Here is a 22,503-nt window from a genome sequence, read left to right as displayed (position 1 = left end):
CGACACCAGATAGCCTGACACCGGTAAAAAAAATCCCCGGCATCGCTGCCGGGGATCGGTCCTGTCAGGGCGAACTTATTTTTTCAGTTCCGCCAGACCTAACCAGGTTTGTACCACGGTATCCGGGTTCAGGGACAAGCTATCAATCCCCTCTTCCATCAGCCAGGCGGCGAAATCCTCATGGTCAGACGGCCCCTGGCCGCAGATGCCGACGTATTTACCCTGTTTCTTCGCCGCGCGGATGGCCATCGACAGCAGGGCTTTCACCGCGTCATTGCGTTCATCAAACAGCTCAGAAACCACACCGGAATCGCGGTCCAGACCGAGCGCCAGTTGGGTCATGTCGTTCGAACCGATGGAGAAGCCGTCGAAGTACTCGAGGAACTGCTCCGCCAGCAAGGCGTTCGACGGGATCTCGCACATCATAATGATCTTCAGCCCGTTCTCGCCGCGCTTCAGCCCCTGACGCTCCAGCTCTTCGACCACCGCTTTCGCCTGGGCGACGGTACGGACGAACGGGACCATCACTTCAACGTTGGTCAGTCCCATATCGTTACGCACGCGCTTCATCGCTTCGCACTCCAGGGCGAAGCAGTCGCGGAAGCTTTCGGAAACGTAGCGTCCGGCGCCGCGGAAGCCGAGCATCGGGTTCTCTTCTTCCGGCTCATAGCGCTCGCCGCCCACCAGGTTGGCGTATTCGTTCGATTTGAAGTCCGACAGTCGCACGATCACCCGTTTCGGATAGAAAGCGGCGCCGAGGGTGGCGATCCCTTCGGTCAGGCGGCCAACGTAGAACTCTCTCGGCGAATCGTAGCCTTTCATCAGCTCGCGGATTTCGTTCTGCAGGCCCGGCTCCTGGTCGTCAAACTCCAGCAGCGCGCGCGGATGAACGCCAATCATACGGTTGATGATAAATTCCAGCCGCGCCAGACCGACGCCTTCGTTCGGCAGGCAGGCGAAGTCGAACGCGCGATCCGGGTTGCCGACGTTCATCATCACCTTCAGCGGCAGATCCGGCATGTCGCCGACGCTGGAGCTCTTGACGCTGAAGTCGAGCAGCTCGGCGTAGACATAGCCGGTGTCGCCTTCGGCGCAGGAGACGGTGACATTCTGATTTTCCTGAATGCGATCGGTAGCATCGCCGCAGCCGACCACCGCCGGGATCCCCAGCTCACGGGCGATAATCGCCGCGTGACAGGTACGCCCGCCGCGGTTGGTGACAATCGCCGAGGCTTTTTTCATGATCGGTTCCCAGTCCGGGTCGGTCATATCGGTAACCAGTACGTCGCCTGGCTCAATGCGATTCATCTCGCTGATATCGTGGATCACCTTGACCGGACCGGCGCCAATGCGGTGGCCGATGGCGCGCCCTTCGGCGATGATCTGCCCCTGAGCGTGGAGGGTATAACGCTCCATCACCTGGCCGCGGGAACGCACGGTTTCAGGACGCGCCTGGACGATAAATAGCTTACCGGTGTGGCCATCTTTCGCCCACTCGATATCCATCGGACGGCCGTAGTGCTTCTCGATCTGCACCGCCTGCTTCGCCAGCTCCTGCACTTCCTCGTTGCTTAACGAGAAAATATCGCGCTGCGCCTGCGGCACATCTTCGATACGCACCTGTTTACCGTGCTCCTGGGTCGGCGCGTAAACCATACGGATCTTTTTCGACCCCATGGTGCGGCGCACGATCGCCGGACGGCCAGCGGCCAGCGTCGGTTTGTGGACGTAGAATTCGTCCGGGTTCACCGCGCCCTGCACCACCATCTCGCCCAAACCCCACGCCGAGGTGATAAACACCACCTGGTCAAAGCCGGATTCGGTATCGATGGAGAACATGACGCCGGAGGAGGCCAGATCGGAGCGGACCATCCTCTGCACCCCGGCGGAGAGCGCCACGCCGCGGTGATCGTAACCCTGATGCACGCGATAGGAGATTGCGCGATCGTTAAACAGCGAAGCAAACACGTGCTTCACGGCAACGAGCACGGCGTCAAAGCCCTGCACGTTGAGGAATGTCTCTTGCTGCCCGGCGAAGGAGGCGTCCGGCATATCTTCCGCGGTGGCGGAAGAGCGCACGGCGAATGAGGCCTCGGCGTCATCGGCGGACAGCAGGTCATAAGCATCGCGAATCGCGTTTTCCAGTTCGCTCTGGAAGGGGGTATCGATGATCCACTGTCGGATCTGCGCGCCCGCTTTCGCTAATGCGGAAACGTCGTCAATGTCGGTTTCATCCAGCAGCGCATAGATGCGCTGGTTAACACCGCTTTGGTCCAGGAACTGATTGAAAGCATCAGCGGTGGTGGCAAACCCGTTAGGTACGGAAACACCCATACCGGACAGATTCGTAATCATTTCACCAAGGGAGGCATTTTTGCCCCCAACTCTGTCTACATCATTCATGCCGAGTTGGTTATACCAAAGCACCAGCGGTGACGAGCCATTGTTGGACATCGAGACAATCCTTTTGTGATTTAATACCAGTGAAAAAAATTTCACGATCGACTGCAGGATTATCCTGACATATTTATGAAGCTGAAAAAAACGGTGAATCGTTCAAGCAAATTATTTTTTCATTTTTCGGACTGTTCCCCCGATATTGCTAACTTGATGATTTTTAGGAATTCTGATGGAAAACGCTGGAAATAACGGCGACAAAAAGAAAATGAACCACCCTTTTCATAAAAAACAAAAATAGCATTTCAATTTTAACAAGAGACAAATCAAACAGGGATATGCTTAAATTTAATATCCGCTTTCAGGCAATTAAACTCATTATACCGGATGGTCAAAATGGAAAGTGCTGTAGATCGCCACGTATTTTATATTTCTGACGGTACCGCCATTACGGCGGAGGTGCTGGGGCATGCCGTGATGTCGCAATTCCCGGTCGCCATCAGCAGCGTAACCCTGCCGTTTGTGGAAAACATCAGCCGCGCGCGGGCGGTGAAGGAGCAGATCGACGCCATCTATCAGCAAACGGGTATTCGCCCGCTGGTGTTCTACTCCATCGTCATCCCGGAAATACGCGACATTATTCTGCAAAGCGAAGGCTTTTGTCAGGATATCGTGCAGGCGCTGGTGGCCCCGCTGCAGCAGGAGCTCAACCTCGACCCGACGCCGGTGGCCCACCGCACCCACGGCCTCAACCCCGGCAATCTGATTAAATACGATGCGCGTATCGCCGCCATCGATTATACCCTCGCCCATGACGATGGCATCTCGCTGCGCAACCTTGACCAGGCGCAGGTGATCCTCCTCGGCGTCTCGCGCTGCGGCAAAACACCCACCAGTCTGTATCTCGCCATGCAGTACGGTATTCGCGCCGCCAACTATCCGTTTATCGCCGACGATATGGACAATCTGGTGCTGCCGGCCTCGCTGAAACCCCTGCAGCATAAGATGTTCGGCCTGACCATCAATCCGGAGCGTCTGGCGGCGATCCGCGAGGAGCGCCGGGAGAACAGCCGCTACGCCTCACTGCGCCAGTGTCGGATGGAAGTGACCGAAGTGGAGGCCCTGTATCGCAAGAATAAAATCCCCTGCCTGAACAGCACCAACTATTCTGTTGAGGAAATTGCGACAAAAATCATGGACATCATGGGGCTGAATCGCAGGATGTACTAATACACTAGTACATTATTAAAAATTTGTTTATGCTATCGCCCGTGGCCTATACAGGATCATGCCCTGCTCTTGCAATAAGCAGGGATTGGTTTATCGTGATGCGCATCACTTCCCGGCATTTTCGCCGCGGAAGAAACAGATTTTTGAGACCCCAATGAATAAAACAGACGAATTGCGTACCGCGCGCATTGAGAGCCTGGTAACGCCCGCGGAGCTGGCCCAGCGCCATCCCGTGACGGCCGACGTGGCTGCCCACGTCTCGGCCTCCCGCCGCCGAATTGAAAAAATCCTCAACGGCGAAGACCGCCGACTGCTGGTGATTATCGGCCCCTGCTCCATTCACGACACCGACGCGGCGCTGGAGTATGCCCGCCGCCTGCAGGGCATGCGCGAGCGCTACCAGCCGCAGCTGGAGATCGTGATGCGCACCTACTTTGAAAAACCGCGTACCGTGGTGGGCTGGAAAGGCTTAATCTCCGATCCCGACCTCAACGGCAGCTACCGGGTCAACCACGGAATTGAGCTGGCGCGGCGCCTGCTGCTGCAGGTTAATGAGCTGGGGGTACCGACGGCCACCGAGTTTCTCGATATGGTGACCGGTCAGTTTATCGCCGATCTCATCAGCTGGGGGGCCATCGGGGCGCGCACCACTGAAAGCCAGATCCACCGTGAAATGGCCTCAGCGCTCTCCTGCCCGGTTGGATTTAAAAACGGCACCGACGGCAATACGCGCATCGCGGTGGACGCCATCCGCGCCTCCCGCGCCAGCCATATGTTCCTCTCTCCGGACAAGCAGGGGCAGATGACGATTTACCAGACCAGCGGCAACCCGTACGGGCACATCATTATGCGCGGCGGCAAACGGCCAAACTATCACGCCGAGGATATCGCCGCCGCCGGCGAGGCGCTACGTGAATTCGATCTGCCGGAACAGCTGGTCGTTGATTTCAGCCATGGCAACTGCCAGAAGCAGCACCGCCGTCAGCTGGAAGTGTGCGCCGATATCTGTCAGCAAATTCGCGCGGGCTCTACCGCCATCGCCGGGATTATGGCAGAGAGCTTCCTGCAGGAAGGCACTCAGAAAGTGGTCCCCGGCCAGCCGCTGACCTGGGGCCAGTCGATCACCGACCCCTGCCTGAGCTGGGAAGACAGCGAAAGATTATTGAGCGAGCTGGCTGCGGCCACCGCCACACGCCTGTAACCGCTCCGCCCGCCGCGCCTGCGGCGGGCAATTCTCTTCGCTGACTCCCCTACCAAATCCGGTAACACGATAAATAACGCTTGCCGTCAAAAACAACATTATTGATAATGATTATCATTGTTGCCTTGATTTTTATTTTGAGAGCTATGACGCGTATGGATAACACTGCCACAGCTGAAAAACCAAAAGACAATGCCCTTATCCCGTGGCGACGGACAGAGAGATCAGCAGTCGGGTTCTGTTAGGCAGCGAAGGACGAGTAGTGATTGAGCATGGCGGCCAGCGCTATCTGCTGCGCCAGACCCACGCCGGAAGTTAATTCTGACCAAGTAAGCGCCCCGCTGAACGCGGGGCGAGGCAAGTTAGCTCGAGCAGCTGACTTCCAGACGTTTCCCCCAGTCCGGCGGGCGGCGGACGTAGTCGTCCTCGCGATCGGTAAAGGGGTCTGCCAGCGCGGCATGCAGGCGCTCCAGCTCGCCCATATCGCCCGCCTCAGCCTGCTCGATCGCCCGCTGCGCCAGCCAGTTACGTAACACCAGCGCCGGATTCACGCCCTGCATCCTCTGCTGGCGCTGCGCGTCGTCCACCTGTTCATCACGCAGCCGCGCACGATACCCGGCAAACCAGCTGTCAAAGGCCGCGCGGTCGATAAACTCATCGCGCAGCGGCGAGGCGGCGCTGAGCTGTTCGCTGTGGCTCAGCAGGCGGAACGTCCGGGTATAGTCGCTCTTCTCGCGGATCATCAGGGCAAACAGCCCGTCCAGCAGGTCGTTATCCCCTTTCTGCTGGCTGAACAGGCCGAGTTTATCGCGCATCCGCTGGCCATAAGCGGTCAGCAAGGCGTGCTGATACTCATCCAGCGCCGCGTTTAACGCTTCAGCGCTGATAAACGGCGACAGCGATTGGGCGAGACGCTGCAGATTCCACAGCCCCACCGCCGGCTGGTTTTCAAAACTGTAGCGCCCCTGATAATCGGAGTGGTTGCAGATGAAGTCCGGTTGGAAATCGTCAAGGAAGCCATACGGGCCGTAGTCGATGGTCAGACCGAGAATAGACATGTTGTCGGTATTCATCACCCCATGGGCAAAGCCCACGGTTTGCCAGCTGGCGATAGTCTGCGCGGTACGCATGACAATGTCACGGAACCATAACAGGTACTTATCCGCCTCATCCTGCAGCTGCGGCCAGTGGTGGCGAATAACATAGTCGGCCAGTTGCTGGACCTTCTGCGGCTCACGGCGATAGTAAAAATGTTCGAAATGGCCGAAGCGCACATGGCTCTCGGACACCCGCATCAGCATCGCACCGGGCTCCACGCGCTCGCGGTAGACCGGGGTATCGCTGGTCACCATCGCCAGGGCGCGCGTCGTCGGGATCCCCAGAGCGTGCATCGCCTCCGACGCCAGACTTTCCCGGATCGTCGAGCGCAGCACGGCGCGGCCGTCCCCCATCCGCGAATAAGGAGTCAGGCCGGCGCCTTTCAGATGCCAGTCGTAACGGCGGCCATCCGCCAGCTGCTGCTCGCCGAGCAGGATCCCGCGTCCGTCGCCCAGCTGGCCGGCCCAGGCGCCAAACTGATGGCCGCTGTATACCTGCGCCAGCGGCGACATGCCCGGAAGCAGCGCTTCGCCGCCCCAGACACCGACCCCGCTTTCAGGCGCAAACAGGGCGTCGGGCACCCCCAGCTGTTGCGCCAGCGGGGCGTTGCGCCAGATGAGTCGGGCGTTATCCAACGGCGTTGGTGACAGGGAAGTGTAAAAGTCCGGCAGTTCATCCCGCCAGTGGGTGGTAAAAGAAAGGGTCATGGTTCCTCCTCTCTCCAGTGTAGTGCCTGGAACAGCGGATTAACACGGGCGGAGTGCAGGGTTATCGGCATAAAAAAGGGAAGCGTTCGCTTCCCTCTCGCTTCTGAATGACGTCAGATTCGCCGCGCCTGCCAGAACTTTTTGTTCCAGTAGACGTTATCCAGCGAGGAACGGGTGACGCCCTGGCTGGTGGAGGCGTGAATAAACTGGTTGTCGGTATCGTAGATGCCAACGTGCAAACCGCTCTCCCCTGAGCCGGTTTTGAAGAACACCAGATCGCCGGGCAGCAGATCGCGCTTATCGATGCGGGTGCCGATTTCCGCCTGCTCGCGGGTTTCACGCGGCAGCTGGAGGGCAAATTTATCGCGAAACGTGCGCACCACGAAGCCGGAGCAGTCAACGCCGCGCGGCGTCATGCCGCCGTAGCGATACGGCGCGCCGCGCCAGCTGCGCAGCTGCTCGTTCAGATTCGCCACCACCGTAATGGAGTCTGCCAGCCGAGGATTCGGCGGCGGTGCCCGATGGCTGCTGCAGCCGGCTAAAATTAACGCCGCCGCCAACATGAACCAGAAGCGCATTTCAGATGATCCCTCTGTCCCTAGTCTCTTTATCGCAATAATTTAGCTTGTTTATCAATATAGTGACAAGATAACTGCGTGCTACTGTGACGCGATGAGCATAATATGACCGGCCACCTCAACGCGCTGGAACGGGATCGCATAGGCGGCGGTTAAATTTTCCTCATTCAGCACCTCGGCGGTCTCCCCGCAGGCGATGGCTTCCCCCTGGCAGAGCAGCCAGCTCTGACCGGCGTGGCGCAGGGTATGGTTGAGATCGTGGCTGCTCATCACCACCGCAATCCCCGCCGCGCTCAGCTCGTGTAACAGCCGATCCAGCGCCGCCTGCTGAGCCACATCCAGACTGTTCATCGGCTCATCCAGCAGCAGCAGCTGACCCGCGGAATTACTCAAGGGATCGATCTGCAGGATCACTGCCGCCAGCCGCACGCGCTGCCACTCGCCGCCCGACAGCTGATTGACCGGACGGCCCAGCTTATTGTCCAGACCAAGCCTGGCCGCGATATCGCTCAGACGGGCGCTATCACCCTGCTGCTGCATATGCAGCGCCAGGTAGTGCCATACCGGCATGGCGAACGGCGGGGTCTGGTGTTGACTCAGATATCCGCGACGGCGCGCCAGCTCCCTCGCCGGCCACTCGTCAAGCAGCCGGCCGTTAAAATGAACCGTGCCGGGGCCGTCGGACAGCCCCGCCATGCGGGTCAGCAGCGTGCTCTTCCCTGCGCCGTTCGGCCCCACCAGATGGACAATCTCCCCGGCGCGAAAGGCCGCAGAAAACGGGGCCAGGCGCCCCGCCGCTTCTACATCCTGTAGCTGCATCAGAAACGACATTATTGCGCCAGCGCTCCTTTAATCGCCGCCACCAGCTGCGGATCGTCCGGCGTCATATCCGGAGAGAAGCGCTGAATGACGTTGCCCTGGCGATCGATGAGGAATTTTTCGAAATTCCACAGAATGTCGTCCACATACAGCGGTGCCCGGCCTTTGCTGGCCATCCGCTCATAAAAACCGCTGCCTTCCGGGGCCACCGCTTTCGGCGCGGCGGCAATCAGTTTTTGATAGAGCGGCGCGCGATGTTCGCCGTTGACGTCAATTTTGCTAAACAGCGGGAAGGTGACGCCGTAGGTAGTGCTGCAGAAGGTCTTAATCTCCTCTTCACTGCCCGGCTCCTGGCCGAGGAACTGGTTGCAGGGGAACCCCAGCACGCTGAAGCCCTCGGCGGCAAACTGCTTTTGCAGATCCTCGAGTTGCTCATACTGCGGCGTCAGGCCGCATTTCGAGGCTACATTGACGATCAGCAGCACCTTGCCGGCAAAGGATGCCAGGGTGGTTTTCTCGCCATCAATGGTCGTCACTTCGGTATTCAGAATGTCATGTTGCATAGCCTGTCCTCAATGGATAAACCGGTTTCCGGTGAAGGTGATCCCTTTCTACTGTAGCGGATTCAGCGCCCGCCATTCTACTGCCATTCCCCCCGAGTTGTCGCATGATGTAACAGCGCTTCGCTGGCCGCCGGCAACATGAAATCCTCTCAATTGGGCCGTCGACCATTTCCGTGTACAGTGTTCCATGAATGTAATATGGTTTCGTTACTTGTTAATTTAAGAGAGTTTTAGTGATGAAGAAGTTGTTTAGCCTGGCGTTAATCGCCACCTCTGTCGCCCTGCTGAGCGCCTGCTCCCCGGATGAAGATAATAAAGTAAAAGTCGCTATCAATACCGGGCCGGACGAAGCCATCTGGAAAGTGGTGGAGCAGGTGGCGAAGGATAAATACCACCTCGACGTCGAAGTGGTCTCCTTCAATGATTATGTGCTGCCCAACGAAGCGCTGAACAACAAAGATGTCGATGCCAACGCCTTCCAGACCCTGCCGTACCTTGAGGCGCAGTCGAAAGAACGCGGCTATAAATTTGCGGTGGTCGGTAAAACCTTTGTCTTCCCTATCGCCGCCTATTCTCACCGGATCAAAAATATCAGCGAACTGCCCGAAGGGGCGACGGTGACCATCTCTAATGAAACCACCACCCTGGGCCGCAGCCTGCTGCTGCTTCAGGCGCAGGGGTTACTCAAGCTGAAACCGGGCGTCGGCTATTTACCCACCACGCTGGATATCATCGACAATCCGAAACAGCTGAAAATTGTTGAAGTGGATACCCCGCAGCTGACCCGTACCCTTGACGATCCGAACGTCAGCCTGTCAATCATTAACACCAACTTCTCCGCCCAGGCGGGCCTGTCGGCCGCCCGCGACGGTCTGTTTATGGAGGGGCCGGATTCCCCATATGTGAATGCGATAGTCGCCCGCGAGGATAATAAGGACAGCAAGAAAATTCAGGAATTAAAAGCCGCCTTCCAGACCAGCGAAGTCGCGGAAAAAGCGAAGGAAGTCTACAAAGGCGACGCGATCAAAGGCTGGTAAGCCTGAACCGGCGCCGTCCCTGCCGACGGCGCCGCGCTATCCCCGCCCCGCGAACGCAGCAGCAACCAGATAAAGACCGGCGCGCCCAGGGTCGCCGTCACCACGCCAATCGGCAGCTCTGCGGCGGAAAGCGCCAGCCGGGCAATGATATCCGCCCCAGCAAGGCGCTTGCCCCGGCCAGCATACAGGCCGGGAGCAACACCCGGTGATCGCTCAAGCCGCATAGCCGCAGAATATGCGGGATCACCAGACCGATAAAGCCAATCGCCCCCGCCAGCGCCACGCTAACGCCGACCATCCAGCCGGTCGCCACCACCAGTAATTTGCGCCACAGCCACAGCGGCAGCCCAAGCTGACGAGCGGAGACTTCGCCCAGCGCCAGTAAATTCAGGGGTTGCGACTGCAGACAGACCCAGCAGAGCACCGGCAGGAGGGCTATCATCAGCCACAGCTGTTGCCAGTCGACGCCGCCAAACCCGCCCATCATCCAGTACATTAGCTGACGCAGGTCAAAAGAGGTGGAGAAGTAGACTGCCCAGGTCATCAGGGCGCTGCAGATGATCCCCAGCGCCACCCCCGCCAGCAGCAGACGGCTGGTAGACAGATGGCGGCGGGCGAAACGCAGCAGAATAAAAGTGATCAGCAGCGCGCCAAAGATGGCACACAGGCCGAGCGCCCAGCCGGGCAAGACTCCTTTGCCCAGCAGGACGGCGGCAATCAGCCCGACGCCCGCGCCGTTGGAGACCCCCAGCAGCCCCGGCTCCGCCAGAGGATTTTCAAACAACGCCTGCATAATCGCCCCGGAGAGCGCCAGCGCCGCCCCACCAGCAGCACCGCCAGGGTTCGCGGCAGGCGGATCTGCCAGATAAACAGCTGACCTTTGGCGCTGAGCCACTCGCCGGGCGGGATCCATTGCTCCCCGCGCACAGGCTGATCAGCAGGGTGACCAGCAGCAACAGCGTTAATCCGAAGAGCCAACGCCGGCTACGGCGCTGTTGAAGATGGGCGAGAGTCAGCATAGATTCCATTACGCAGGGGAACAAGAGGCTGATTTTACGGTGGCTGTCGCGGTGAGAAAAGGAAAACCTCACGACCAAACGTCGACGCGGAGGAGGCTCCCCCGCGTCGACCATCCCGCTTTACACCAGAAGCTGAAACAGCAGCGCAAAGAGAATGATGTTCGCCACCACGATTGCCCAGCCGTTATAGAGCATATATTTCAGATGAGTAGACTGCGCCAGCCCCATCTGGCCGAACATATCTGATGAGGGAAACGGCCCGAACCAGTCCACCTGGGATGAGGCCAGCAGCACGGCGGTGGTCCCCTGGGGCGGCACGCCGGCGGCCATCAGCATCGGGCCAAAGATTTTATGAGTAAAGGTCATCTGGGCCACCGCCGCACCGGGCACATGGCCGATAATATTGAACGCGAAGATGCTAAAGCACAGCCAGGCCGGGGAGATCCCCTCCAGCAGCGGTTGGGTATACTCCAGCAGCCCCTGATAGGCGTGCAGGCCATCCATCAGCTCAAGGATCGGGTTGTACAGCCAGTAGAGAATAAACATCCACACCAGACGGCCGCAGCCGTGATACAGTGCCTGAAGGATCTGCGTCGGTCGCAGGCCGCCTACCAGGCCGGTCATCAGGGCCACCAGCAGCATCACGATTATCGCGAAGCTGAAGCCGGCTTTAATCACCACGCCAACGATCGCCATCACGATGATGGTCGCCGCGAAGGCCAGCGCGCTTAATTTACGCCGACGCTGCTGCGCGGCGCTGAGATCCTCTTGCGGCTTTTCCGCGAGATCGACGTCATAGCGCAGTTTGCCTTCGGTCATCTTCTGGATCCGTCCCGCCATTACCCAGCCGGCCAGCAGCGTGACCGCGCTCATCGGCAGACCAACGTACAGCAGATAGTCCGGATAGCTCAACCCACCGAGGCTGAGGATCGTCACGGTACTGGGGGTGAAAGGCCCGGTAAACAGCCCAACGGAACCGGCGGTCATCATCAGCGCGGCGACCGTTGGCGGCGTCAAGCGTACCGCTGCCGCCACCGGAATGATTACTGCCACGATAATGGCATTGCCACCGGCCATAGTGCCCAGCGAACCGCAAATTAAAATCGATGACGCCACAATGCCGAATTTCACCCGCGTCTGACTCGACAACCCGATGCGATGGACGACAAATTTTACCAGCTCAACCGCTGCGCCGGTGCGGGTGGCCACTTCCCCCACGCCGGCGCCGAGCATAATGATAAGCCCAACGGTGGCAATAAATGACCCGGTGGATTTCGCCAGCATCGTGCCCATTTCCGGCAGGCCGGTCGAGGTCATTATCATGGCGATAATAATCGAGGAGATGACCGCCAGCACAATATCAACGCCGATCAGCGATAATATCGCTAGCGCCACCAGCGGCGTAAATCCCAGCAGACCAAGCTCGCTGCCTGGTCGACCGTGGCACCACAGCGCGATCAACACGAACAGCAGCAATAACAGACCAATAATAACGTTTTTCCGCGTGATATTTCGTCTGACAGGCGCATTGCCTGTGAGCGTTGAGTCACTCATAACACTCCTTAATGCCAATCAATCCGACCATGATGGTCAGGTGGTGTATGGGGCCTGCTCAGAAAATATCCTCCCTCTTTTTCATTATTGATTGGCCTCGGCCTGAGGGTTTGTTTGGGTACAAAGGAAACGATTCTGAGAGCGTAATATGCCGCCATTGGGCGGGGTCTACAGCACAAGATGTAACCAATGCGCTGATTGGTGATTAAATCTATGTTAACTTAGTGTTAGTAGAAAATGACTTTTTATCGGTAGGCTATAACCCTGAGTTAACTGTTCATGAAACTGCGTCATCTGGAAATCTTCTATGCCGTCATGACCTGCGGCTCTTTATCGCGGGCGGCGGAAGCGCTCAATATCTCCCAGCCCGCGGCCAGCAAAGCGTTAAAAAGCGCCGAAATGAAGCTGGGTTTTACCCTGTTTCAGCGGGTGCGCGGCAAGCTGCTGCCGACCAGCGAGGCGATCACACTTTTCGAAAAAGCGCAGAGCATTTATCAGGACCTGGACAACTTGCGCCTGCTGGCCGACAACCTGGCTCGCGATCCGCGCGCCAAGATCACTTTAGGCTGTCTGCCAAGCCTGGGGTTAAGCCTGGTGCCGGAGCTGGTGACCGACTTTTATCAGCAAAACAGCAACCTGGTGATGACGCTCACTACCGAGCACACCGAGACGCTGGTCAAAAAACTGGATTTGCGCGAGATAGATTTGGCGCTGACGCTACAGCCGGTGCAGCAGGGGGAGATCCTGACCACCCTGATTGCCGAAGTACCGCTGGTGTACATCGACCGTCATTATCGTCAGGGGGCGGTGGAGATCGATCAGATCGACCAGCAGCGCTGGATCTCGCCGGGACCGCACTCGCTCTCTGCCGCCATCGCCACCCGTCGCGACTTTTCCACCACCCGGCTAAACGTCCAGACCTACTATATGGCCACCGAGTTCGTGAAGCGCGGCATGGGCTGCAGCATCACTGATATCTTCTCCGCCCAGCACAACCTGGCCCCGGAGATGATCCATCCCATTACGCCGCCGATGGCGATTAACCTCTGTCTGTTACGCCGGGCCGACGTTTCCCTGAGCCCGATGGCGCAAAAGTTCGTCGATTTTCTCTGCCAGCGTCTGCGCCAGCAGCTCAAGGAGATTAACCTGCGGTTATACCCTGACCATAAAAAGTCAATTGCGCCGCTGGGGTAAATGCTTTGACATAACCCGATAAATTTATCAGCGGTGGATATATCGGGTTATGAACAAACGCATTGTCATTATCGGCGGCGGCGTGGTCGGTCTGGCCACGGCCTGGGAACTGATCAAGCGCGGCCATCAGGTGCAATTACTGGAGCGCAATGCCGAACCGGGCAGCGCCACCAGTTTTGCCAACGGCGGACAATTAAGTTACCGCTACGTCGCCCCCCTTGCCGACAGCGGCGTTCCCCTGCAGGGAATGAAATGGATGGGCAAAGCCGATTCGCCGCTGAATATGCGTCTCAGGATGTCTCTCCAGCAGTGGCGCTGGCTGCTGCAGTTTCTGCGCGCCTGTAATAACCAGACCAATAAAATGAATGGCGACCATATTTTACGCCTGTCGCTGCTCAGCCGTCAGGTCATGCAGGCGTGGCGGGATGAGGATAATCTTGCCGATTTCCACTGGCGGCGCAGCGGAAAATTAATTATCCATCGTCGCGAATATGATTTTAATAAAGCAGCAAAAGGGATTGATCCTCAGTATCAGCAGGCGCTGAATGCTGAAGCCTGCCTGCAGCTGGAGCCGGCGCTCAAACATATTAGTCCTTCTCTGCAGGGCGGAATCTATTCGCCAGGCGATGAAACGGCAGATTGTCATCAGTTCTGCCTTGCCCTGCTCGACAAGCTCAATGCCAGCAGCGACTTTAGCCTGCTGACCCAGTGTGAGGTGCGGCGACTCAATAAGCGCGGGGGACGCATCAGCAGCCTGGAGACCAGTCAGGGGACCCTCACCGGCGATGAGTATGTCGTCGCCGCCGGTAACGGCAGTGGTTCTCTGCTTGGGCATCTGGGGGTTCGCGTGCCGCTGTGCGCCCTGAAGGGGTACAGCCTGACCCTGCCCTATCCTGAAAAAGCAGGTATTGCCCCTGACATCAGCGTCACCGACTACGGGCACAAAATCGTTTATGCCCGCCTTGGCCAACAGCTGCGCATCGCGGCGATGGTGGACATCGGCTACGACGGCGACGAACTGCGCGAATGCCGCATTCAGGCGCTGAAGAACATCGTCGCCCGCAGCTTTCCTGAACTGGAGGGGCTGGACGAGGCCGAAGTCTGGACCGGCATGCGCCCGTCAACGCCAGCCGGCCCGCCGATGCTGGGGCGCGCCGGCTACCCCAACCTGTGGATGAACCTCGGCCAGGGTAGCCTCGGCTTTACTCTCGCCGCCGGCAGCGCGGTGGTGCTGGGCGCGTTAATCGATAATCAGATGCCAGACATTTCTTTAGAAGGTCTCACATGGAAACAAACCGCATGACAATTATTCGCAATAATCCACAACCTCGTCTTGCCGCCAGCGTTGCGTATGGCGATCTGCTGTTCCTCTCCGGACAGACGCCAAAAAGCAATGAAGACGATATCGTTTTACAAACCCGTGAAGTACTGGAGAAGATCGACGCGCTGCTGGCCGCAGCCGGGAGCGATAAGCAGCACATTCTCTCCGCGCAGATCTGGTTGAAAAATATCGAGCGTGACTTTGCCGCATTCAATGAGGTGTGGGTGCAATGGATGCCGGAAGGCTATAGCCCGGCGCGAGCGGCCGTGCAGGCGGAGATGGCGCGACCAGAAATCCTGGTGGAGATCATGCTCACCGCCGTCAAAGCGTAAAGATTGACAGAAAAGAAAAAGGCCGCAATGCGGCCTTTTTAATTAGTTCAGATTATTTGTCTTTCGGCGACGCGTTTTCGACACGGCTTTTCAGCTTCTGACCGGGTCTGAAGGTCACCACGCGCCGGGCTGTAATGGGAATATCCTCCCCCGTCTTCGGGTTACGTCCCGGGCGTTGGTTTTTATCCCGCAAATCGAAGTTGCCGAACCCGGAGAGTTTGACCTGTTCTCCGTTTTCCAGAGCACGACGGATCTCTTCGAAAAACAACTCGACCAGTTCTTTGGCATCCCGCTTGCTAAGCCCAAGCTTATCAAACAGATATTCTGACATTTCAGCTTTTGTAAGCGCCATAGGTTCAATCCCTCAATGATGCCTGGAATCGCTCTTTTAATGCCTCTACACATCTGGCAACGGTAGCGGCAATCTCCTCTTCTTCGAGTGTACGGCTGGTATCCTGCAGGATCAGGCTAATCGCAAGGCTCTTATACCCTTCCGCCACACCCTTACCACGGTACACGTCAAATAAGTTTACGCCAACTACCTGATTTACGCCAACTTTCTTACATTCGGCTAAAACATCGGCGGCAGCCACGTTTTCCGCGACCAGCACCGCGATGTCGCGACGGTTCGCCGGGAAGCGGGAAATATCGCGCGCCTGAGGCACCACGCGGTCTGCGAGCTTGTTCCACTCCAGTTCGAACACCAGAGTGCGACCGTTCAGATCCAGTTTACGTTCCAGCTCAGGATGAACAACCCCAATGAAACCAATGCGTTCACCTTTAAGATAAATCGCTGCGGATTGTCCCGGATGCAGCGCGGTGGTCGCTTCAGCACGGAATTCGATATCCGCTAATTTTCCGGTTAAATCCAGAACGGCTTCCAGATCGCCTTTCAGATCATAGAAATCGACCGTCTCTTTCGCCAGTGTCCAGTGCTCTTCGTAGCGGTTGCCGCAGATCGCCCCGGCCAGCATCACATCCTGACGAATGCCCAGCGGCGCATTGGTGTCCGGCACAAAGCGCAGGCCGCTCTCAAAGATGCGCACCCGGCTCTGCTGACGGTTCTGGTTGTAGACCACGGTGCCCAGCAGGCCGGTCCACAACGACAGGCGCATCGCCGACATTTCGCTGGAGATCGGGCTTGGCAGGATCAGCGCCTCTTCCCCGGCGTGGATCAGCTGCTGGACTTTCGGGTCGACGAAGCTGTAGGTGATCACTTCCTGATAGCCTTTGTCGTTCAGCAGCGTTTTCACGCGCTTCAGCGACAGGTCCGCTTCGCGGTGGGTTCCCATGATCAGACCCGCCTGCACCGGCTCGTCAGGAATGTTGTTGTAGCCGTAAACGCGAGCCACTTCTTCAACCAGATCTTCTTCGATCTCCATGTCGAAACGCCAGCTCGGCGCAACCGCCTGCCATTCGCCCTCGCCAACCGTCACTTCGCAGCCGAGGCGCTGCAGAATGTCGGTGACCTGCGCGTCAGCGATATGGTGGCCAATCAGGCGATCCAGCTTGCTGCGACGCAGCGTAATGGTGGCGCGTGTTGGTAGATTCTCTTTGCTGGTAACGTCAATGACCGGGCCGGCTTCACCGCCGCAGAGGTCGATCAGCAGACGGGTTGCACGCTCCAGCGCTTTATACTGCAGGGCCGGATCGACGCCGCGCTCATAGCGGTGAGAGGCATCGGTGTGCAGGCCATGACGGCGCGCGCGGCCGGTAATGGACAGCGGGCTGAAGAACGCGCATTCCAGCAGCACGTTTTGGGTTTCGTCGTTAACGCCGGAGTGTTCCCCGCCGAAGATCCCCCCCATCGCCAGCGCTTTGTTATGGTCTGCAATGACCAGCGTGTCGCTGTCGAGCTTTGCTTCAGAGCCATCGAGCAGGACCAGGGTTTCACCTTCTTTCGCCATGCGCACCACGATCCCGCCTTCAATACGGTCGCGGTCAAAGGCGTGCATCGGCTGGCCCAGCTCAAGCAGCACATAGTTGGTCACGTCAACCACCGCGTCGATGGAGCGGATCCCGCAGCGGCGCAGCTTCTCTTTCATCCACAGCGGCGTCGGCGCTTTGACGTTGATACCTTTCACCACGCGCCCCAGATAGCGCGGGCAAGCCTGCGGCGCGTCAACCTGAATCGGCAGCACGTCGTCAATCGTCGCGGCAACCGGCGTGATTTCCGGCGCGTTCAGCGGCGCTTTGTTCAGGACAGCGACATCGCGCGCCACGCCAATGATGCCCAGGCAGTCGGCGCGGTTTGGCGTGACGCTGATTTCGATGGTGTTATCGTCAAGCTTGAGGTATTCGCGAATATCGGTGCCGATGGGCGCATCTGCCGGCAGCTCGATGATACCGCTATGGTCGTCGGAAATACCCAGCTCGGAGAAGGAGCACAGCATCCCCTCAGACGGCTCGCCGCGCAGCTTCGCGGCCTTGATTTTGAAATCGCCCGGCAGCACGGCGCCGATGGTGGCTACCGCGACCTTTAGCCCCTGACGGCAGTTTGGCGCGCCGCAGACGATGTCCAGCAGGCGTTCGCCGCCGACGTTGACTTTGGTGACGCGCAGTTTGTCGGCGTTCGGGTGCTGACCGCACTCCACCACTTCCCCGACTACGACGCCGTTGAAGCTGCCGGCGACCGGCTCAACGCCATCTACTTCGAGGCCCGCCATGGTGATCTGATCGGAAAGCGCTTCGCTGTCGATCGCCGGGTTAACCCATTCGCGTAACCACAGTTCACTGAATTTCATTGTTCTGTCCTGCCCTTATTTAAACTGTTTGAGGAAACGCAGATCGTTTTCGAAGAACGCGCGCAGATCGGTGACGCCATAGCGCAGCATGGTCAGACGCTCCATGCCCATGCCGAAGGCGAAGCCGGAGTAGACTTCCGGATCGATACCCACGTTACGCAGCACGTTCGGGTGCACCATCCCGCAGCCCAGCACTTCCAGCCATTTGCCGTTTTTACCCATTACGTCAACTTCCGCAGACGGTTCGGTGAACGGGAAGTAGGACGGACGGAAGCGGACCTGCAGATCTTCTTCAAAGAAGTTGTTCAGGAAGTCGTGCAGCGTCCCTTTCAGGTTGGTGAAGCTGATATTTTTATCAACGATCAGACCTTCCATCTGATGGAACATCGGGGTGTGGGTCTGATCGTAGTCGTTACGATAGACGCGGCCCGGCGCGATAATACGGATAGGCGGCTGCTGGTTTTCCATGGTGCGGATCTGCACGCCGGAGGTCTGCGTACGCAGCAGGCGAGTGGCATCGAACCAGAAAGTGTCGTGGTCAGCGCGCGCCGGATGGTGACCCGGAATATTCAGCGCATCAAAGTTGTGGTAATCGTCTTCGATTTCCGGGCCCGTCGCCACGGTAAAGCCGAGCTCACCGAAGAAACTTTCAATACGGTCGATGGTGCGAGTAACCGGATGCAGGCCGCCGTTTTCAATGCGGCGACCCGGCAGCGAGACGTCAATGGTCTCTGCGGCCAGACGCGCATTCAGCGCTGCGCCTTCCAGTTCAGCTTTACGCGCGTTCAGCGCCTGCTGCACCTGCTCTTTCGCCTCGTTGATGACCGCACCGGCTGCCGGACGCTCTTCCGGCGGCAGCTCACGCAGGGTGGTCATTTGCAGGGTCAGATGCCCTTTTTTACCCAGGTATTCCACGCGGACGTTGTCCAGCGCAGCAACATCTGATGCCTCGTTAATGGCTGCCTTGGCACTGGCAACCAGCTCTGCGAGATGTGACATGGTTTTCCTCATTATGTCGGTGCAGACACCGGTTATAGTGAAATTAATATTCCGAATCCATATACGAAAAAAGCCTCCACAGGGGAGGCTTTCTGGCGCTGTTTTCCGTTTCTTCTTTCACGCGCAAGCCCCCTGAGTTCAGGTGCTAAAGTAAAAAAAGAAGCGGAAAATAGCAGCATTCATGCTTGCATTACCTTGTCTGGTAAGAAACGTCAGAGCTGTATTGAAAAGCCTGCGCCGATAAAAGTCAATGTATTGATGGTGTTGAAACGAAAAGAGGGAGACAAGCTCCCTCTTTCAACTGGCTTATGCCAGAGCTGCTTTCGCTTTTTCGACCAGAGCGGTGAACGCTACTTTATCGAATACAGCGATGTCAGCCAGGATCTTACGGTCGATTTCAACAGAGGCTTTTTTCAGGCCATTGATGAATTTGCTGTAAGAAATACCGTTCTGACGTGCTGCTGCGTTGATACGTGCAATCCACAGTTGACGGAACTGACGTTTACGTTGACGACGGTCACGGTAAGCGTACTGACCAGCTTTGATAACAGCCTGGAAGGCAACGCGGTATACGCGAGAACGCGCACCGTAGTAGCCTTTAGCTTGTTTCAAAATTTTCTTGTGACGTGCACGTGCAATTACACCACGTTTTACGCGAGCCATGTGTGCTCTCCTGTATCTATTCTAAGTTAAAAAAGTTAAACGTTAACGACTTATGCGTACGGCAGGCACGCGATAACCAAGCCCAGATCGCCTTTGGAAACCATGGCTTTCGGACGCAGGTGACGTTTACGCTTGGTAGCTTTTTTAGTCAGAATGTGACGCAGGTTAGCGTGCTTGTGCTTAAAACCACCTTTACCGGTTTTTTTGAAGCGCTTAGCAGCACCGCGTACGGTCTTAATTTTTGGCATTTTAATAACTTCCACTTCGCATTGTTAATAAACGAAACAAAGGCGAACAAAACCAGTGAGCCAAAGCCCACCGGAAATGTTTCTTGATGGCCTTACTGTTTCTTCTTAGGAGCGAGCACCATGATCATCTGGCGGCCTTCGATCTTCGTTGGGAAGGATTCGACTACTGCCAGTTCAACCAGATCGTCTTTCACGCGGTTAAGCACTTCCATACCGATCTGCTGGTGGGCCATCTCACGACCGCGGAAACGCAGCGTGATCTTGGCCTTATCGCCATCTTCGAGAAAGCGAATCAGGCTGCGGAGTTTTACCTGATAGTCACCTTCATCAGTACCAGGGCGGAATTTAATTTCCTTAACCTGGATAACTTTCTGCTTCTTCTTCTGTTCCTTAGAAGACTTACTCTTTTCATAAAGGAACTTGCCGTAGTCCATGATACGACAAACTGGCGGCTCGGCGTTAGGGCTGATTTCAACTAAATCTACTCCAGCCTCTTCAGCCTTTTCGATAGCTTCTCTCAGACTCACAATTCCCAGCTGCTCACCTTCCAGACCTGTTAAGCGAACTTCCTGGGCGCGAATCTCGCCATTAATACGATTCGGACGTGCCGTTTGAACTCGTTTTCCGCCTTTAATACCTTATTCCTCCAGTTGTTGAAGACTGCGGCTGCGAATCTCTTGTTGCAGCTTCTCGATCACTTCATTTACGTCCATGCTGCCGAGGTCTTTCCCGCGACGGGTGCGCACGGCCACTTTGCCGGCTTCGACTTCTTTGTCGCCACAGACCAACATATACGGGACACGACGTAAAGTGTGCTCGCGGATTTTAAAGCCAATCTTCTCATTTCTCAAGTCTGCTTTTACACGAATGCCCGCATTTTGTAGTTTACGCGTCAATTCGTTAACGTATTCAGCCTGAGAATCGGTAATATTCATGACCACTACCTGCACTGGTGCAATCCAGGTTGGGAAGAAGCCTGCGAACTCTTCGGTCAGGATGCCAATGAAGCGCTCCAGAGAACCGAGAATCGCACGGTGAATCATGACCGGCACCTGACGCTCGTTGTTTTCGCCCACATAGGAGGCGCTTAAACGCTGCGGCAGAGAGAAGTCCAGCTGTACGGTACCGCACTGCCATGCACGATCGAGGCAGTCATACAGGGTAAATTCAATTTTCGGGCCGTAGAACGCCCCTTCACCCAGTTGATATTCAAATGGGATGTTATTTTCTTCCAGCGCCACCGCCAGATCCGCTTCCGCGCGATCCCAGGTCTCGTCGCTACCGATACGTTTTTCCGGGCGAGTCGACAGTTTGACGACGATCTTCTCGAAGCCAAAGGTGCTATACATATCGTAGACCATACGAATACAGGCGTTCACTTCATCGCGAACCTGATCTTCAGTACAGAAGATATGCGCATCATCCTGGGTAAAGCCGCGAACGCGCATCAGACCATGCAGCGCGCCAGACGGTTCGTTACGGTGGCAGCTACCGAATTCCGCCATACGCAGCGGCAGGTCGCGGTAGGATTTCAGCCCCTGGTTGAAGATCTGCACGTGACCCGGGCAGTTCATCGGCTTGATACAGTATTCACGGTTCTCAGAAGAGGTGGTGAACATCGCATCTTTGTAGTTGTCCCAGTGGCCGGTTTTTTCCCACAGCACACGGTCCATCATGAACGGACCTTTTACTTCCTGATACTGGTACTCTTTCAGTTTAGAACGAACAAACGTTTCCAGTTCACGGAAGATGGTCCAGCCGTCATTGTGCCAGAACACCATCCCCGGCGCCTCTTCCTGCATGTGATACAGGTCGAGCTGCTTACCGATTTTACGGTGGTCACGCTTGGCGGCTTCTTCCAGACGCTGCAGGTAGGCATTCAGCGCTTTTTTATCTGCCCACGCGGTGCCGTAGATACGCTGCAACATTTTATTGTTGCTGTCGCCGCGCCAGTAGGCTCCGGCGGTTTTCATCAGCTTAAAGTGATGGCAGAAGCGCATGTTCGGTACGTGCGGACCGCGGCACATATCGATATATTCTTCATGATGATACAGGCCAGGCTTGTCATCATGGGCAATGTTTTCATCAAGAATAGAAACTTTATAGCTTTCGCCGCGTTTCACGAAGGTTTCACGCGCTTCATGCCAGCTCACTTTCTTCTTGATAACGTCGTAGTTTTTCTCGGCGAGCTCATGCATACGTTTTTCGAGCGCGTCGATATCTTCCTGGGTCAGGGTGTGGTCGAGGTCTACGTCATAGTAGAAACCATTATCGACAACCGGACCGATAGCCATTTTGGTGTTGGGCCACAGCTGTTTGATGGCATGGCCTAACAGGTGCGCGCAGGAGTGACGAATGATCTCCAGCCCTTCTTCATCTTTCGCGGTGATGATAGAGAGAGTGGAATCGGATTCGATCGGGTCACAGGCGTCTACCAGTTCACCGTTTACCCGCCCGGCAATGGTAGCTTTCGCCAGGCCTGGACCGATATCCAGCGCGACATCCATCGGACTAACTGCGTGGTCAAAATGGCGTTGGCTGCCATCAGGAAGCGTAATTACAGGCATTTTATGTCCTTATTTGCAGTGGTGCCCGCACGAAAGAGCACATACAAAACTATATAATCATAATTATCATCAGGTTAAGGCGCAGTTCCCGCTTCACTCTGCGAAAATAGGAGCACGACCGGAACGATCGCTCCCCCTGCAGCCGCCTGCTGATAACACCGGGGAGTAGTTTACACATCATTGGTACGTGATTAAAGCCGCAACAGCATAAATGATGGCGGAATGCGGAGAA

At 56.8% G+C, this 22,503-nt stretch carries 21 protein-coding genes, 2 pseudogenes and 1 other annotated feature; of the genes and pseudogenes, 8 read left to right on the top strand and 15 right to left on the bottom strand.

Features of this window, described 5'->3' with window-relative positions:
* Positions 1-75: 75 nt before the first annotated feature.
* Entirely contained in the window at positions 76-2,454 is a 2,379-nt protein-coding gene (gene ppsA, locus LPQ25_RS10715) for a phosphoenolpyruvate synthase (protein ID WP_002909055.1), read from the bottom strand.
* 75 nt (positions 2,455-2,529) lie between these two features.
* Here ppsA and LPQ25_RS10710 point away from each other — a divergent pair, with 75 nt between their 5' ends.
* The 4 genes and pseudogenes from LPQ25_RS10710 to hemP all read left to right on the top strand — a co-directional run bounded on the left by LPQ25_RS10710 (position 2,530) and on the right by hemP (position 5,161).
* On the top strand, positions 2,530-2,649 hold the full coding sequence (locus LPQ25_RS10710; protein ID WP_009484225.1) for a hypothetical protein: 120 nt from the start codon (positions 2,530-2,532) through the stop codon (positions 2,647-2,649).
* A gap of 144 nt (positions 2,650-2,793) precedes the next feature.
* Positions 2,794-3,627 (top strand): posphoenolpyruvate synthetase regulatory kinase/phosphorylase PpsR, encoded by an 834-nt coding sequence (ppsR, locus tag LPQ25_RS10705; protein WP_002909061.1) that lies wholly within the window; start codon positions 2,794-2,796, stop codon positions 3,625-3,627.
* A gap of 154 nt (positions 3,628-3,781) precedes the next feature.
* Positions 3,782-4,828, top strand: a complete 1,047-nt coding sequence (gene aroH, locus LPQ25_RS10700) for a 3-deoxy-7-phosphoheptulonate synthase AroH (RefSeq protein WP_004180369.1) — start codon at positions 3,782-3,784, stop codon at positions 4,826-4,828.
* 155 nt (positions 4,829-4,983) lie between these two features.
* Positions 4,984-5,161 (top strand): annotated as a pseudogene (gene hemP / locus LPQ25_RS10695) (hemin uptake protein HemP).
* A gap of 29 nt (positions 5,162-5,190) precedes the next feature.
* Here the strand turns inward: hemP and selO are convergent.
* From selO to LPQ25_RS10675, 4 genes are all read right to left on the bottom strand, one after another.
* Positions 5,191-6,633 (bottom strand): protein adenylyltransferase SelO, encoded by a 1,443-nt coding sequence (selO, locus tag LPQ25_RS10690; RefSeq protein ID WP_014907394.1) that lies wholly within the window; start codon positions 6,631-6,633, stop codon positions 5,191-5,193.
* 113 nt (positions 6,634-6,746) lie between these two features.
* Positions 6,747-7,211 (bottom strand): NlpC/P60 family protein, encoded by a 465-nt coding sequence (locus tag LPQ25_RS10685; protein ID WP_002909082.1) that lies wholly within the window; start codon positions 7,209-7,211, stop codon positions 6,747-6,749.
* An 81-nt stretch (positions 7,212-7,292) separates the two neighbouring features.
* Positions 7,293-8,042, bottom strand: coding sequence for a vitamin B12 ABC transporter ATP-binding protein BtuD (gene btuD / locus LPQ25_RS10680; protein WP_002909083.1), 750 nt, complete (start codon positions 8,040-8,042; stop codon positions 7,293-7,295).
* On the bottom strand, positions 8,042-8,593 hold the full coding sequence (locus LPQ25_RS10675; protein ID WP_004180371.1) for a glutathione peroxidase: 552 nt from the start codon (positions 8,591-8,593) through the stop codon (positions 8,042-8,044). Before LPQ25_RS10675 ends, btuD begins: the two co-directional genes overlap by 1 nt.
* Positions 8,594-8,829: 236 nt before the next feature.
* On the opposite strand from LPQ25_RS10675, the gene LPQ25_RS10670 reads away from it, so the two are divergent.
* Positions 8,830-9,630 carry a MetQ/NlpA family ABC transporter substrate-binding protein gene (locus LPQ25_RS10670; RefSeq protein WP_002909085.1) on the top strand — a complete coding sequence of 267 codons (801 nt, stop codon included), beginning with the start codon at positions 8,830-8,832 and terminating at the stop codon, positions 9,628-9,630.
* Between the two features lie 44 nt (positions 9,631-9,674).
* Here the strand turns inward: LPQ25_RS10670 and btuC are convergent.
* Positions 9,675-10,649 (bottom strand): annotated as a pseudogene (gene btuC / locus LPQ25_RS10665) (vitamin B12 ABC transporter permease BtuC); the annotation flags it as partial.
* A 120-nt stretch (positions 10,650-10,769) separates the two neighbouring features.
* Entirely contained in the window at positions 10,770-12,203 is a 1,434-nt protein-coding gene (locus LPQ25_RS10660; RefSeq protein WP_014907393.1) for a gluconate:proton symporter, read from the bottom strand.
* Positions 12,204-12,482: 279 nt separating this feature from the next.
* On the opposite strand from LPQ25_RS10660, the gene LPQ25_RS10655 reads away from it, so the two are divergent.
* Genes LPQ25_RS10655 through LPQ25_RS10645 form a run of 3 tightly spaced genes read left to right on the top strand, consistent with a single transcriptional unit; the run spans position 12,483 to position 15,050 of the window.
* Positions 12,483-13,397 carry an HTH-type transcriptional regulator AdmX gene (locus LPQ25_RS10655; RefSeq protein WP_002909089.1) on the top strand — a complete coding sequence of 305 codons (915 nt, stop codon included), beginning with the start codon at positions 12,483-12,485 and terminating at the stop codon, positions 13,395-13,397.
* A 49-nt stretch (positions 13,398-13,446) separates the two neighbouring features.
* Positions 13,447-14,700, top strand: coding sequence for a D-amino acid dehydrogenase (locus tag LPQ25_RS10650; RefSeq protein WP_014907392.1), 1,254 nt, complete (start codon positions 13,447-13,449; stop codon positions 14,698-14,700).
* Complete coding sequence (locus LPQ25_RS10645; protein ID WP_002909094.1) at positions 14,697-15,050, top strand: RidA family protein; 354 nt, start codon at positions 14,697-14,699, stop codon at positions 15,048-15,050. The genes LPQ25_RS10650 and LPQ25_RS10645 overlap by 4 nt, the downstream gene beginning before the upstream one ends.
* A 52-nt stretch (positions 15,051-15,102) precedes the next feature.
* Here the strand turns inward: LPQ25_RS10645 and ihfA are convergent, their stop codons facing one another.
* The 8 genes from ihfA to thrS form a co-directional block, all read right to left on the bottom strand.
* Positions 15,103-15,402: an integration host factor subunit alpha gene (ihfA, locus tag LPQ25_RS10640; protein ID WP_002909098.1), complete on the bottom strand. Its 300-nt coding sequence runs from the start codon at positions 15,400-15,402 to the stop codon at positions 15,103-15,105.
* A gap of 4 nt (positions 15,403-15,406) precedes the next feature.
* Positions 15,407-17,794 carry a phenylalanine--tRNA ligase subunit beta gene (gene pheT / locus LPQ25_RS10635; protein ID WP_002909101.1) on the bottom strand — a complete coding sequence of 796 codons (2,388 nt, stop codon included), beginning with the start codon at positions 17,792-17,794 and terminating at the stop codon, positions 15,407-15,409.
* A gap of 15 nt (positions 17,795-17,809) precedes the next feature.
* Entirely contained in the window at positions 17,810-18,793 is a 984-nt protein-coding gene (pheS, locus tag LPQ25_RS10630) for a phenylalanine--tRNA ligase subunit alpha (RefSeq protein ID WP_002909105.1), read from the bottom strand.
* 63 nt (positions 18,794-18,856) lie between these two features.
* Positions 18,857-18,981, bottom strand: a sequence feature (Phe leader region).
* Entirely contained in the window at positions 18,932-18,976 is a 45-nt protein-coding gene (gene pheM / locus LPQ25_RS10625) for a pheST operon leader peptide PheM (protein ID WP_001386830.1), read from the bottom strand. It overlaps the preceding feature by 45 nt.
* Before the next feature lie 118 nt (positions 18,982-19,099).
* The gene (rplT, locus tag LPQ25_RS10620; RefSeq protein WP_000124850.1) at positions 19,100-19,456 is read right to left on the bottom strand and encodes a 50S ribosomal protein L20; all 357 of its coding nucleotides are present in this window, start codon (positions 19,454-19,456) and stop codon (positions 19,100-19,102) included.
* Between the two features lie 50 nt (positions 19,457-19,506).
* Positions 19,507-19,704 (bottom strand): 50S ribosomal protein L35, encoded by a 198-nt coding sequence (gene rpmI / locus LPQ25_RS10615; protein ID WP_001124225.1) that lies wholly within the window; start codon positions 19,702-19,704, stop codon positions 19,507-19,509.
* 92 nt (positions 19,705-19,796) lie between these two features.
* The gene (infC, locus tag LPQ25_RS10610) at positions 19,797-20,339 is read right to left on the bottom strand and encodes a translation initiation factor IF-3 (RefSeq protein WP_004189469.1); all 543 of its coding nucleotides are present in this window, start codon (positions 20,337-20,339) and stop codon (positions 19,797-19,799) included.
* Between the two features lie 3 nt (positions 20,340-20,342).
* Positions 20,343-22,271 carry a threonine--tRNA ligase gene (gene thrS / locus LPQ25_RS10605; RefSeq protein ID WP_002910026.1) on the bottom strand — a complete coding sequence of 643 codons (1,929 nt, stop codon included), beginning with the start codon at positions 22,269-22,271 and terminating at the stop codon, positions 20,343-20,345.
* Positions 22,272-22,503: the final 232 nt, after the last annotated feature.

Source organism: Klebsiella sp. KPN54798 (assembly GCF_021184225.1).
Taxonomy (GTDB): domain Bacteria; phylum Pseudomonadota; class Gammaproteobacteria; order Enterobacterales; family Enterobacteriaceae; genus Klebsiella; species Klebsiella pneumoniae.
Note: the sequence above shows the minus strand (reverse complement) of the source record. Positions and strands in the feature narration are given on the sequence as shown.

Excerpts from the sequence above, each read along its gene's own strand:
- rpmI (WP_001124225.1), bottom strand. The coding sequence starts at position 19,704 with ATGCCAAAAATTAAGACCGTACGCGGTGCTGCTAAGCGCTTCAAAAAA.
- aroH (WP_004180369.1), top strand. The coding sequence starts at position 3,782 with ATGAATAAAACAGACGAATTGCGTACCGCGCGCATTGAGAGCCTGGTA.
- ppsR (WP_002909061.1), top strand. The coding sequence starts at position 2,794 with ATGGAAAGTGCTGTAGATCGCCACGTATTTTATATTTCTGACGGTACC.
- LPQ25_RS10675 (WP_004180371.1), bottom strand. The coding sequence starts at position 8,593 with ATGCAACATGACATTCTGAATACCGAAGTGACGACCATTGATGGCGAG.
- ppsA (WP_002909055.1), bottom strand. The coding sequence starts at position 2,454 with ATGTCCAACAATGGCTCGTCACCGCTGGTGCTTTGGTATAACCAACTC.
- pheT (WP_002909101.1), bottom strand. The coding sequence starts at position 17,794 with ATGAAATTCAGTGAACTGTGGTTACGCGAATGGGTTAACCCGGCGATC.
- thrS (WP_002910026.1), bottom strand. The coding sequence starts at position 22,271 with ATGCCTGTAATTACGCTTCCTGATGGCAGCCAACGCCATTTTGACCAC.
- LPQ25_RS10650 (WP_014907392.1), top strand. The coding sequence starts at position 13,447 with ATGAACAAACGCATTGTCATTATCGGCGGCGGCGTGGTCGGTCTGGCC.
- selO (WP_014907394.1), bottom strand. The coding sequence starts at position 6,633 with ATGACCCTTTCTTTTACCACCCACTGGCGGGATGAACTGCCGGACTTT.
- LPQ25_RS10660 (WP_014907393.1), bottom strand. The coding sequence starts at position 12,203 with ATGAGTGACTCAACGCTCACAGGCAATGCGCCTGTCAGACGAAATATC.
- LPQ25_RS10670 (WP_002909085.1), top strand. The coding sequence starts at position 8,830 with ATGAAGAAGTTGTTTAGCCTGGCGTTAATCGCCACCTCTGTCGCCCTG.
- rplT (WP_000124850.1), bottom strand. The coding sequence starts at position 19,456 with ATGGCTCGCGTAAAACGTGGTGTAATTGCACGTGCACGTCACAAGAAA.
- btuD (WP_002909083.1), bottom strand. The coding sequence starts at position 8,042 with ATGTCGTTTCTGATGCAGCTACAGGATGTAGAAGCGGCGGGGCGCCTG.
- pheS (WP_002909105.1), bottom strand. The coding sequence starts at position 18,793 with ATGTCACATCTCGCAGAGCTGGTTGCCAGTGCCAAGGCAGCCATTAAC.
- LPQ25_RS10710 (WP_009484225.1), top strand. The coding sequence starts at position 2,530 with ATGAAGCTGAAAAAAACGGTGAATCGTTCAAGCAAATTATTTTTTCAT.
- ihfA (WP_002909098.1), bottom strand. The coding sequence starts at position 15,402 with ATGGCGCTTACAAAAGCTGAAATGTCAGAATATCTGTTTGATAAGCTT.
- LPQ25_RS10655 (WP_002909089.1), top strand. The coding sequence starts at position 12,483 with ATGAAACTGCGTCATCTGGAAATCTTCTATGCCGTCATGACCTGCGGC.
- LPQ25_RS10685 (WP_002909082.1), bottom strand. The coding sequence starts at position 7,211 with ATGCGCTTCTGGTTCATGTTGGCGGCGGCGTTAATTTTAGCCGGCTGC.
- LPQ25_RS10645 (WP_002909094.1), top strand. The coding sequence starts at position 14,697 with ATGACAATTATTCGCAATAATCCACAACCTCGTCTTGCCGCCAGCGTT.